Genomic DNA, 12415 nt, shown 5'->3' with positions numbered 1-12415 from the left:
CGTCTATATATTTAAACGATAAAGATAAAAATATGCGGCATAAGCCAATAATAACCACAACGCAATAAAAACTGATGCTGCAATATAACTGCTCGGTTTTTGACTGATCGCATCGGCTTGTAAGCGACAACGCTGCATTACTTCAGCAGGTACTAAACGCAATACCAACATGATGCCCAATGGCACTAAAATCAGGTCATCTAAATAACCCAAAACAGGTATAAAGTCTGGAATTAAATCAATGGGAGAAATGGCATAAGCAGCGACCAACAATGCCAAAAGCTTTGCCATAAACGGCGTTTCAGGATCACGTGCGACAAACCAAACCGCATAAACATTTCGTTTAATTTGCTTCGCCCACTGTTTTAGCCTATCAATCCACTTCATTGCCACTCTCATTTGCTACCGTATATAAAATATACACCTCAAAACTTAAAATAAAATGAAGTCCAAAATTGAAAATGTGGCGTGGGATACATTCCAATGGTTTAAACAGCAGCTTACTGACCGAATGTTTTGAAATTACTCCACACAAAAGAGATTTAAACTCCTATAATTCAACTTGATGTAATTTTTTAAGGCTTGGCATGTCACTTATTATTGGAATCGACCCTGGTTCTCGTCTAACGGGCTACGGCATTATTGAACGTGATGGCGCTAAATTACGTTTTGTAGATGCAGGAACCATTCGCACCGAAACCAGTGAAATGCCTGAACGCTTAAAACGGATTTTTGCAGGGATTGAACGGATTGTGAAATTTCACGGCCCGACTGAAGCTGCAGTTGAACAAGTGTTTATGGCGCAAAACCCAGACTCTGCCTTGAAATTGGGACAGGCTCGTGGTGCAGCGATTGCCGCTTTGGTGAATTTAGATTTACAAGTGGCGGAATATACCGCCCGTCAAATTAAACAATCTGTCGTGGGTTATGGCGCTGCCGATAAAGAACAAGTACAAATGATGGTCATGAAACTATTAAATCTATCCATTAAACCACAACAAGATGCTGCCGATGCTTTGGCTGCTGCAATTTGCCATGCTCATGCATCAGGCAGCATGACCAAATTGGCTATGCTCAATGCCTTGGGCGGTATGGCTCGCGGGCGCAGTCGCTCAAGCTCCAGACGTCGCTAAATCAGCATCGCCATCGCTTATATTTTACCGATTCACAACCTGATAAATCGCTTGGCTCATGTGCTGTGCCTGTAAACCGCGCATGCCCTGCTGTGCCAATACATCCCCCGCCAAGGCATGTAACATGACAATTTCATGCAATTGAATTTTATGATGAAACTGGGCTTTTAAACTGGCAATCATGCCTGCCAACACATCGCCCATACCACCTGTACCCATACCAGGATTGCCTGCGGTACAAATCCACAATGAACTTGCTTGCGGTTCTGTAGATGCAGCTTGCAAAGTCAAACTACCTGAACCTTTTAACACCCAATCGCCTGCATAGCGTTGCTGCAATTGCTGAATCGCAGCAATACGGTCTGCTTCAATGGCTGCAACCGTCGTATTCAGTAAGGTCGCAGCCTCACCTGAATGTGGTGTGGCATAACTGTTCGGTTTTAATTGGGCTGGATGATGCGATGAATGCGCTTGCTTCGCCAAAAACCATAAGGCATCGGCATCGTAAACTACTTCTACCTCGGACTGATTTAGTGCAGCAAACCAGTCTGCATAATGCTGTTCTGCCCAAGCATCACGTCCTAAACCCATCCCTAAACTTACGGCATCGACCTGTGAGATTAGGTGTTGAATTTCTGCGCCTGTCAGTGCATCTATATCCCGCAACATTAAATTTGGCGCACGGCTTAATATCGCCACATGATGTTTGGCATGACACACTACAGTCACTTTCCCTGCACCTGCGCTCGATGCGGCTTCTGCAGCCATCATTACAGCACCACCCATTTGCGCATGTCCGCCCACAATCAACACATGCCCATAACTGCCTTTGTGTCCAAAAGCCTGCCGTGCGGGTAGTTTAATGGTAGGTGGTGTGAGTTGTGCCAAAGCTTTGAGTTCTGCATCGACTGGAATCAAATCTAGCACATCGACCTGCCCCGTATATTCCTGTGCCTGCCCTGTAAATAAGCCTGCTTTCAAACCCAAAGCCGTAAAGGTGTAATCGGCTTTAATTGCACATGGCAACGGCTGCCCCGTGTTGGCATTTAAACCGCTTGGAATATCAACCGCAATTTTTAAACCCGCTTGTTGATTCATTGCGTGAATAAGCGACTGCCACTCATCATTTAAAGGACGATCTAAACCAATACCAAATAATGCATCAATATAGCAGTCATAACTTTGTTGAAATGCAAAACCTTGAATTATATTGACTTGTTCTGTCTGAGCTTCTAAAAAAGCCTGATGTAAATCTGCCGATGAACCGCGTGTTGCGGCATAAATATCGACTTGAAAACCTGCTTGTTTTAAATATTTTGCAGTTAAATAGCCATCGCCTGCGTTATTGCCTTGTCCACAACACACAGCAATTTTTTGTATTGTAGATGGCTGTTTTGCAAAAATTTTGCGAATTTGTAAATGCAGTGTCCACGCCACTTGCTGCATTAAACCGTAAGAACTATTTTGACGGGCAAACCAGCGCTGCTCCCACGCTTGAATACTTTGACTATGATAAACAGGGCTATGGTACACTTGCTGCGGCATTTTCTTCCCTTCTATTTTGTTATGGCAACATCCACCACTTCAGCACATATTTCTCTGCATCAAGACGATCCAGCCGCCTTGAAAGCGTGGATTAAAGCTCAAGCTTTGGCGCTTGGTTTTGCTGATTGTGTCATTGCCAAACCAGATGCTCAAGCAGAATTAGCACGTTTTCAGGAATATTTAAAACGTGGCTATCATGGCGATATGAAGTTTCTAGAAGAAAATTTAGACAAGCGCGCTAATCCCACACTGTTAGTCCCGAATACAAAAAGTATTATTTGTGTGCGGATGAATTATTTGGTGGAAACACCACGTCCACGACACATTCCCGATGCACCTAACTCTGCAATTATTGCCCGTTATGCACGTGGGCGCGATTATCATAAAGTCATGCGCGGACGCCTAAAAACTCTTGCCACCCGTATTCGTGAAAAAGTGGGGAATTTTGAATCACGCCCCTTTGCGGACTCAGCCCCGATTTTTGAAAAGTCACTGGCAGAAAGTGCTGGTATGGGTTGGACAGGTAAACATACCTTACTGATTCATAAAAAATCTGGATCTTTTTTTGTATTGGGCGAGTTGTTTACTTCACTAGATTTGCCTTTTGATCCGCCTGCAACCTCGCATTGCGGTTCTTGCACAGCCTGCATCGACATTTGTCCAACGCAGGCCATTGTTGAACCTTATATGTTGGATGCGCGTAAATGTATTGCTTATTTGACCATTGAATATCAGGGTATCATTCCTGAAGAATTACGTCGTGGTATTGGTAATCGGGTGTTTGGTTGTGATGATTGCCAACTGATTTGTCCGTGGAATAGCTTTGCACAAGTCACTACGGTGGAGGATTTTCACCCTCGACATGCCTTAGATCAAGTCAGCTTGCTAGATTTATTGCAATGGGATGAAAGCACGTTTTTAGCCAAAACTGAAGGTAGTCCATTGCGTCGTACAGGCTATCAAAGTTTTATGCGTAATATTGCAATCGGGCTTGGAAATGCCCCATTTTCAGCACAGATTTTGCAAACTTTGCAGCAAACGCGAGCACAGCATGATGAGATTGTGCAAATCCATATTGATTGGGCCATTCAGGAACAATTGCTTAAACAGCCTAAAATTTAAACAAAAACTACCACCCAAATGGTACGATATTTTGGCTGCAGGTTACTTGCCAATTTATGCAGTTAACTGAATTTTAGTGACCAATTCATTGCAAAATAAAAATGCTTAAAAATAAATTTTGCAGCGAAATAGTATTAAAATTGCTTAAGTTTGCAACCAAATCGACTGCATATTTTTGTTTCCATACTGTCGAATATTAGCCATGAAATTGGGAGATTATGCCTTTCTGATTCCAACTATTTGTGTATGATACAGACTATGAATAATAGGGATGATGGACTTTTACTTATGTCAGTACGCAATGATTGGACTCGGGAAGAAATTCAGCAGTTATATGAACAGCCTTTTCTGGATTTAGTCTTTGAAGCACAACGTGTGCATCGCCAACATTTTGCTGCCAATACCGTACAAGTCAGTACCTTATTGTCTATTAAAACAGGCAAATGCCCTGAAGATTGCAAATATTGCTCGCAGTCTGCGCATTATGATTCACAGCTTGAAGCTGAAAAACGTATTGCAGTGGATAAAGTCATTCAAGAAGCTAAAGAAGCCTTAGCATCAGGTTCTTCACGCTTTTGTATGGGTGCTGCATGGCGTAATCCGCATGAACGCGATATGCCGTATGTTCTAGAAATGGTACGTGAAGTCAAAGCATTGGGCTTAGAAACTTGCATGACTTTAGGGATGTTGAATCAATCTCAAGCAGAACGCTTAAAAGATGCAGGTTTGGATTATTACAACCACAACCTAGACACATCGCGTGAGTATTATCCCAATGTGATTAGTACTCGCAGCTTTGATGACCGCTTAAATACTTTAGATATTGTGCGTCAAACAGGTATGAAAGTGTGTAGTGGCGGTATTGTCGGTTTAGGTGAAGATACCCAAGACCGTATTGGTTTGTTACATGAATTGGCGACTTTACCGTTACACCCTGAATCTGTGCCAATCAATATGTTAGTTCCGATTGAAGGTACACCACTGGCTGAAGTCGAAAAGCTAGATGTGATTGAATGGATTCGTACTATTGCAGTTGCACGTATTATCATGCCAAACAGCTATATTCGTTTGTCTGCAGGGCGTGAATCGTTGTCTGATTCAGATCAGGCATTGGCATTTATGGCAGGTGCGAACTCGTTATTCTCAGGTGAAAAACTTTTAACTACACCAAACGCAGGCGAAGGCAAAGACAAACAATTGTTCCAAAAGTTAGGCTTAGTGCCTGAACGTGCTAAACCAACGGTTTCTGAATTGTCGGTAGATGCGATGGCAATGGCTTAAAGTTTTAGCATCCATCCAAATGTACAAAGTCCCGCAAAGGGACTTTGTTTTTTATGCAGCAAAATAAGTTTATGCGGCAATGCTTTTAAGAGGTGATTAAAATTCCGTAACTGGCATTTAAATACTGCCCTGTTTTAATAATATCTACCCCGTTGGCATGTTCTACCGTCAGTTGTTGCTGAATCGCATCATAATAAAACCGATCATAACAGTCCTGATGATGCAGCAACCACGTCAAAGTATCTGCTAGATTGTCATCTACAATATACGTTTTTTCTTGAAAGTTTTTAGCCATAAATACGGTCAGTTCAATATTTCTAGGTACTGGATTTTAAGCGGAATACCTTGTGGGATAAAGTGTGCGGAGGATAGAAAATTTAATTGTGCACTTGTATAAATCAAACTTCGTACAGCATGAGAAGTCTCCCCACCAAAAGAGGTGGGAATGATATATGTAGTTTTGAAGATGGATAAGTGCAGTCTAATCTATACATGCAGGCAAGACTAAGCAAAATATTCAGGCTATTAGCCTAAAATAAAAAAGTGAGTCATAAAGACTCACTTGGTTTTAATACAGATTCAATACTTAACATTATTGTGTCTTAGAATCCCCACACTTACGACACTCTAAATGCGCCCCGATTTCTTCCATTGCGTCATATTCATAAATATGGATACAGAAAATTTGCTTTAACAGTTTGATCATAAATGACATTCCTTTTGATTTTTATACATCACGTTTGTGATCTCATCCTGAGATACAAATGTCATCAAGGCTGATTGACATAAACTACTATTATCATATTTAAAAAAAATAGCAAATCTAATTTAGGAACTGTCCGACAAATGACAAATTCATCTGCATACTTGCTGAAATTGAGTGCATAAATAGCTGTAAATTCATTCGCTTATATTATTTCAATTTTCAACGCACTTGAAACAAGAAAAACTGCTCAAAAGCTAATTTATTAAAAACCAAAGAATCGCAATAGCCAATAACATCATGCTTTCTGTTATTTCAATACTCGCACCAACGGTATCGCCCGTAATTCCACCTAAACGCTGCATAAATTTATATCGCAAATACAAAGTGCTGAGAATAAAAGTCAGAACAGCCACCAAGCCCATCCATCCCCAAAGCACTCCTGCAAGCAAGGTCAATGCGATCACAATTTTTGTGCCTGTTTTAGGCAAATGTGCCTGAATAGCAGTGCCTAAACCATTGGCACGTAAATAAGGCGTGCTTAAAAATAAAACCAAAGCGCTTAATCGTCCCAATACGGGTACAAACAGCAAAAATGCCAAATACTGTTGTTCGAGCAATACATACAACGCAGACCATTTTAATAAACAGCAGATCAGTAAGCTCAATACTCCAATCGGGCCGCTGCTTGGGTCTTTCATGATGTTTAAGCTACGTTCAGGATCACCAAAACCGCCGACCCATGCATCGGCAGTATCAGCCAGTCCATCTAAATGTAAACCACCTGTCAGCCAAATCCAGAGCACTAAAATTAAGCTGCTACTCAGAACCAAAGGCAAGAATTGCAATAAATGCGCCATCCCCCACAGCGCAGCTCCAATTAGTAAGCCAACGAGCGGATAAAACAGCAGTGATTGTGCATTTTGCGCTGCAGTTGGCATCTGTTTTAAAGAAACAGGAAAAGTGCTCAGGAATTGCAAGGCAATCCAAAAAGGTGTCATGTTTGCCCCTGCATGCAAATGTTGCCATTGGGATGTAACTGGAATGAACTCAATTGCCCCAACGCTGCAGACATTTTTAAAATATCGTCTAAAGATTTTTTCTGCGCCAATACTTTGAGCAATTTAATTACCCCGCCATGCGTGACCAATAACACACGTTTAGGTTGTTGCTCGAGTTGTTGTAAATATTGGTTGAGATCGGACAGACCTTGCAAAACGCGCTGCTGAAAATTTAGCAAAGATTCTGCTTGTGGCGGACTAAATTGGGTCGGTGTCATCCAAAATTTAGCTAAATCTTCAGGGTATTGTTCATATAAGGTTTGAGTGGAAATAGCTTCCCATGCACCAAAATGCATTTCCTGAAATTGTGCATCAATATACAGTGGCAATTGCTGTGCTTGCGCAAAGGTCTGAGCAACCTGCAGACAACGCTGTAAAGGTGAACTTGCCACAACATCCCATCGCTGTCCTGTAGCTATTGCCGTGTTTAAAGTCTGCTGCATGTCTTGCCAACCTTTTAAAGTCAAAGCATCATCGGTTGAGCCACGCAAAGTATGACCCAATTCTGTTTCGCCATGTCTTAATAGGTCTAGCATGATCATAAAGATACTTTCTCACCAATAACCGCAGCTTCGGCAAAAGTCGCCATTTGATTATGCAAGGCACAGGCCAGTTGGATAATGCCCAATGCCGCGCCCGCACCGCTGCCCTCACCTAAGCGTAAATTTAGATGCAGCAAGGCTTGTGCACCTAATGCTTCTAATAAGCGACGATGTCCATATTCAGCCGATTGATGCCCAAACAACATCCATTCTCGGACTTGAGGATTTAAACGCACTGCAACTAATGCAGCAGCACTGCTGATAAAACCATCCACCACCATCGGCAAGCCCAACTGCGCACAGCGAATATACGCGCCCACCATTGCAGCGACCTCCAATCCACCAACTGCACATAAGGCTTTAAAAGCATCATCTTGCACATAGTTCTGATGTAGAGCTAAAGCAGCATCAATCACCTGTTTTTTATGTTGCAATTGTGCAGTGTCAATTCCTGTGCCTATGCCAGTCAAGGCTTCAGCAGGTTCTTGTAATAAAAAGCAAGACAAGGCTGATGCCGAACAGGTATTTCCAATACCCATTTCACCTGCGACATAAATCGAGGCCTGCTGTGCGATGGCATCTTCCACACTTTGACGTCCAAGTGCCATCGCATCTGCACACGCTTGTTCAGTCATGGCGCGGGTTTTAGCAAAATTCGCTGTGCCTGCACGAATACAATGCCGCTCTACTCCTGCATATTCATACGCTTCCCCGACCGAGCCGCAATCCACCACTTGTAAATGCGCCTGATATTGTCGGGCGATGACGCTGATACATGCCCCACCTGTGGCATAATTTTGTAGCATTTGCCGAGTCACGGCTTGGGGATAGGCGGAAATATTTTCTTCCATCACGCCATGATCGCCTGCGAAAATACATATCCACGGACGTTCAATATTCGGCTGCGTTGTTCCTTGCAAAGCCGCCAGTTGAATCGCAATATTTTCCAATGCTGCCAATGAACCTGTTGGTTTGGTCAATTGAAGTTGTCGTGCAATTGCCTGTTGTTTCATCTGTTCATTTGGCTTTTGACACGCTGCAAACCACCAAGTCATTTCTTCTCTCCTTTTAAAAGCATTGGAAAACCTGCGACACAGAACTGCACTTTGTCTGCAATTTGTCCCAATTGCTGATGTAATCGCCCTGTTTCATCGACAAATTTTCGGGTTATTTCGCCCATCGGTACAACGCCCAAACCTGTTTCATTGCTCACTAAAATAATATCGGCTTGCAACTGAGGTAAAACTTCGAGCAATGCTGAAATTTGTTGTTCGGCAAAGCTTTCTGCAGATTGCATCAACAAATTACTCATCCACAAGGTCAGACAATCTACTAAAATCACAGCATTCGGATGATCCAGCATCTTTAACTGCTCCGCCAAATACAAAGGCTCTTCGCACAATTGCCAAGTCTGCGGACGCTGTTGTTGATGATGCTGAATCCGCGCCTGCATTTCTGCATCGCCCGCTTGTGCAGTTGCTACATAAATGACGGATTTGCCAAGTTGCTGCGCGGTTTGCTCAGCCATACGGCTTTTACCCGAACGCGCACCGCCCAAAATAAGTTGAATCACATGTGCTCCAAAGGAAATTGATGCGTGCTAAATAGCTGACCTTGTAAAGTGTGTGCCTGATAATAACCAAAATTTAAATGATGGATATCTAAATCGAAATATTGCACGGGGAGATTTTGAATACGCTGCAAAATCAAATTGGTTGAACACGCTGTTTGATATAAACCCAAAGTAATATGTGGATGATACTGTAAAGCTGCGATTTCAGCCCCGCCTACGCTAAGTGCCTGACGTATACGCGCCAGTTGCTGTGATTGATCTTGCACTTCTACAAATAAAGCACTATCAAAACTATTGATGCCGCCCACTTTCAGTTGAAAAGGCTCTAGTTGCAACTGCTGTAAGGCTTGAACTTGTTGTTGAAATTGTGACTCGAGAAAGTCATCTTCCCAATGCTTTTTTGCTGCATAAAACCCACAAATATATAAGGTGATATGAAACTGGCGAGTGTTTGGGCGAAATAATACATCTGAAAATTGCTGTTTTAATTGTTGTAAATAACATTCTAAAGCTGGATGTTGAACAGCTAAATACCAAAGCACATAACGCTCACGCCCACGATGCCATTCAGGATAATCATGCTGCTGTGTTGGAATAACGTACTGATTGGCTTGAATAAACACGGGATAATTCAATGAATTAAAACAGCTTATGGTAAAACATTCACAACTGAATAGACATGAAAATCATGCAATTTGAGGTGAATATTTTTCAGTTTGGTATTTTAACCATCTACATCATTTAAATAATTTTGATTTTAATGAGATGGATAAAATTCAGAAGATGGCTGAAACAGGTCTGCAATGTTATGCTGAAATGAAGATGATATTTTCTAATCTACACAAGACACTACATTACTGTGAAGCTTTACCCCATCAGAATCGGTATAACTGGAGTTTATGATGCAACAAGAATTGATCTGTTATAAACAACTTCCTATTTGGAATCATGACTCAATTCCACAAGGGTTTAAAAAACAACACAATACCCAAGTCGGCACATGGGCGAAGTTGACTATTTTAAAAGGCGAATTGCATTTTTCGATGCTGCATGAATCTGGTGAAGTACAATCTGAGCATATTTTTTCCGTGGAAAATCAACCACCATTTATTGAACCGCAAGCGTGGCATAAAATTGTATCTGCCAGTGATGATATTGAGTGCCAGCTTAGTTTTTATTGTTTGCCTCAAGATTATTTTGTTAAAAAATATAAATTAAGCCCAACACATTCTGAAATTTTAATGGCACTTCCACAGTTAACCGTGGGTAAAGCTTTGGATGTTGGCTGTGGTACAGGCCGAAATGCGCTGTATTTGAGCCAAAACGGTTTTCAGGTGGATGCTTGGGATGTGAATCCGAGTAGTATCCAAAAATTAAATGAAATTATTGCTACAGAACAGATTTCATCTATTCAAACTACTGTGCGGGATTTAAATCAGGATGCCACAATTACGGAGGAATATGACTTCATTAACTGTACAGTGGTGATGATGTTTTTGGCGCCTGAAACCATTCCTACGCTTATTCAGCACATGCAGCAAGCGACCAAACCACAAGGCTTTAACTTAATTGTTTGCGCGATGAATACTGAAGATTACCCTGTGCAACAGGACTTCCCTTTTAGTTTTAAAGCGGGTGAGTTAAGTGCTTATTATGCTGATTGGGATATTGTGAAATACAATGAAAATGTCGGTGAGTTGCACCGCACAGATGCAGATGGCAATCGCATTAAACAGCGTTTTGCGACGTTGTTGGCGAGGAAGAAGTAGATGTGCAAGTGGAATCTTAAATGAATAAGCTTTTGAGCTGCTCACAGACTACATTTCAATTGCTTACATAAAGCTTAAAATAAAAAACCACTTAGGATTAGTACACCTATGTGGTTGTTTTATATGGTGGGCCCAGACAGACTTGAACTGTCGACCAACGGATTATGAGTCCGTTAACATAGTAATTAAAAATCAACAAATTACAAATATAATATCAATACTATCATGTATTTATGTAATTTTAATAATTTATTATTAACTCTTTTTGTTGATTAATATATATTGATTTTGCTTACTACTTGCTTACCAGATGCTTACTAGAATGAAGTTAACAAAACCTGCTATTGATAAAATTGATTGCTCAGACAAAAATAAACCAACTTTTTTTTGGGATGAGAAAACACCAGGATTCGGCGTCAAAGTTACACCTAAAAATAATAAAAGCTACATTTTCCAAGGCCGTATTGGTCTTCAAAACCGTCGTATCAAAATTGGTGACGTTGATGTATGGAAATTAGATGAAGCTCGTAAATATGCACAAGAATTGGCGATTATGTGCCACAAAGGGATTGACCCATTAATCGAGCGTAAGAAAGCTTTAGCTGATAATAAAGAACTGCTAAAACAAGAAAAACGCAAAACTATTAAATTTAAAGATGTATGGTTTGAATATTTAAAAGCAAGACAACCTAATTGGCGACCAAGAAGTTATCAGGACCACATCGAATTATCTAGAGGTGGTTACGATCCTGAAAAAAATAGTGTTTATACCAGTCAACCCATTTTTCAACTGTTTGAGTACAAACTTTCTGAATTAACTGCAGATGTATTATGCGATTGGCTTGATCACAATGACTTCCGTCCAACAACATCAGCTAAAGCATACAGACTTACACGAGCTTTCCTGAATTGGTGTGATGAACACGAGGATTATGAAAACTTAGTGCCTCCAAAATCATACAACTCAAAAAAAGTTAAAGATAAAGTCCCTTCCCCAAAAGCCAAGAATGATTGTTTGATGAAACAGCATCTAAAACCATGGTTTGAAGAGGTAAATAAGTTAACTAGCAGAAAAATAGCGATTTTTTTGATATGTAGTTTAATCACTGGTTGCAGAAAGAATGAGCTGCTTTCATTAAAATGGACAGATGTCGATTTTCGTTGGAAAACAGCAAAAGTCAGGGATAAAATTGAAGATGAAGGTCGCCTAATTCCTCTAACTGCATATGTTGAAAGCTTATTATTAGAACTAAAGAAAAATTCTGATTCTAAATTCATATTTAGCAGTAAGGGCGCTGAATGTGGCCATATTGTTAATCCTTACGATAGCTTAGAGAAAATATGTAAAAAACTAAATATTGAACTTACTCCCCATGGATTGAGGAGATCATATAAAACGTTAGCTATTTGGGCAAAAATCAATGAAGGATCTTTAGCACAGATATCAGGTCATAAACCAAGTGCATTAGTTGAAAGACACTACATCGTACGACCTATGGATATGCTACAAGAAACACTACAAGAATATGAGGATTGGATTTTGCAACAAGTGCGAAATGGCATTAATTGAAATACCTCGATACGGACTAATGCCAGTCAGTTAAGAAATTGACTGGTAAAGGGTGTAAATAATTCTGTGTAAATACAGTTTTAAAAATACTTGGTTACACGCTCTGAACCGTACCG

At 40.8% G+C, this 12415-nt stretch carries 13 protein-coding genes; 5 read left to right on the top strand and 8 right to left on the bottom strand.

Annotation, left to right across the window (positions count from 1 at the left end):
* Nucleotides 1–3: 3 nt before the first annotated feature.
* Nucleotides 4–387: a YkvA family protein gene (locus VF675_RS12485; protein ID WP_178318391.1), complete on the bottom strand. Its 384-nt coding sequence runs from the start codon at nt 385–387 to the stop codon at nt 4–6.
* 200 nt (nt 388–587) lie between these two features.
* On the opposite strand from VF675_RS12485, the gene ruvC reads away from it, so the two are divergent.
* Entirely contained in the window at nt 588–1133 is a 546-nt protein-coding gene (gene ruvC / locus VF675_RS12480) for a crossover junction endodeoxyribonuclease RuvC (RefSeq protein ID WP_440205305.1), read from the top strand.
* Between the two features lie 24 nt (nt 1134–1157).
* Here ruvC and VF675_RS12475 read toward each other — a convergent pair whose 3' ends face one another.
* Nucleotides 1158–2678 carry an NAD(P)H-hydrate dehydratase gene (locus tag VF675_RS12475; protein WP_440205304.1) on the bottom strand — a complete coding sequence of 507 codons (1521 nt, stop codon included), beginning with the start codon at nt 2676–2678 and terminating at the stop codon, nt 1158–1160.
* A 21-nt stretch (nt 2679–2699) separates the two neighbouring features.
* Here VF675_RS12475 and queG point away from each other — a divergent pair, with 21 nt between their 5' ends.
* Nucleotides 2700–3800 carry a tRNA epoxyqueuosine(34) reductase QueG gene (queG, locus tag VF675_RS12470; RefSeq protein WP_440205303.1) on the top strand — a complete coding sequence of 367 codons (1101 nt, stop codon included), beginning with the start codon at nt 2700–2702 and terminating at the stop codon, nt 3798–3800.
* Between the two features lie 288 nt (nt 3801–4088).
* A complete protein-coding gene (gene bioB / locus VF675_RS12465; RefSeq protein WP_104851863.1) occupies nt 4089–5081 on the top strand; it encodes a biotin synthase BioB in 993 nt (330 codons plus the stop codon).
* An 85-nt stretch (nt 5082–5166) separates the two neighbouring features.
* Here bioB and VF675_RS12460 read toward each other — a convergent pair whose 3' ends face one another.
* From VF675_RS12460 to VF675_RS12435, 6 genes are all read right to left on the bottom strand, one after another.
* Nucleotides 5167–5376 carry a hypothetical protein gene (locus VF675_RS12460; RefSeq protein WP_004976903.1) on the bottom strand — a complete coding sequence of 70 codons (210 nt, stop codon included), beginning with the start codon at nt 5374–5376 and terminating at the stop codon, nt 5167–5169.
* Nucleotides 5377–6041: 665 nt separating this feature from the next.
* The gene (locus VF675_RS12455) at nt 6042–6785 is read right to left on the bottom strand and encodes an adenosylcobinamide-GDP ribazoletransferase (RefSeq protein WP_440205302.1); all 744 of its coding nucleotides are present in this window, start codon (nt 6783–6785) and stop codon (nt 6042–6044) included.
* A complete protein-coding gene (locus VF675_RS12450) occupies nt 6782–7387 on the bottom strand; it encodes a histidine phosphatase family protein (RefSeq protein WP_131261637.1) in 606 nt (201 codons plus the stop codon). Before VF675_RS12450 ends, VF675_RS12455 begins: the two co-directional genes overlap by 4 nt.
* Entirely contained in the window at nt 7384–8442 is a 1059-nt protein-coding gene (gene cobT / locus VF675_RS12445; protein WP_440205301.1) for a nicotinate-nucleotide--dimethylbenzimidazole phosphoribosyltransferase, read from the bottom strand. Before cobT ends, VF675_RS12450 begins: the two co-directional genes overlap by 4 nt.
* Nucleotides 8439–8960, bottom strand: coding sequence for a bifunctional adenosylcobinamide kinase/adenosylcobinamide-phosphate guanylyltransferase (gene cobU, locus VF675_RS12440; protein ID WP_096901203.1), 522 nt, complete (start codon nt 8958–8960; stop codon nt 8439–8441). Before cobU ends, cobT begins: the two co-directional genes overlap by 4 nt.
* On the bottom strand, nt 8957–9583 hold the full coding sequence (locus VF675_RS12435) for a 2'-5' RNA ligase family protein (protein ID WP_096901204.1): 627 nt from the start codon (nt 9581–9583) through the stop codon (nt 8957–8959). Before VF675_RS12435 ends, cobU begins: the two co-directional genes overlap by 4 nt.
* A gap of 279 nt (nt 9584–9862) precedes the next feature.
* Between VF675_RS12435 and tehB the strand changes: the two genes are divergently transcribed.
* Together tehB and VF675_RS12425 are read left to right on the top strand one after the other, a co-directional pair.
* Complete coding sequence (tehB, locus tag VF675_RS12430) at nt 9863–10729, top strand: SAM-dependent methyltransferase TehB (RefSeq protein ID WP_440205300.1); 867 nt, start codon at nt 9863–9865, stop codon at nt 10727–10729.
* A gap of 322 nt (nt 10730–11051) precedes the next feature.
* Nucleotides 11052–12299 (top strand): tyrosine-type recombinase/integrase, encoded by a 1248-nt coding sequence (locus VF675_RS12425; RefSeq protein WP_131261641.1) that lies wholly within the window; start codon nt 11052–11054, stop codon nt 12297–12299.
* Nucleotides 12300–12415: the final 116 nt, after the last annotated feature.

Source organism: Acinetobacter sp. Lyrl_1, from assembly GCF_051948795.1.
Taxonomy (GTDB): domain Bacteria; phylum Pseudomonadota; class Gammaproteobacteria; order Pseudomonadales; family Moraxellaceae; genus Acinetobacter; species Acinetobacter towneri.
Note: the sequence above shows the minus strand (reverse complement) of the source record. Positions and strands in the feature narration are given on the sequence as shown.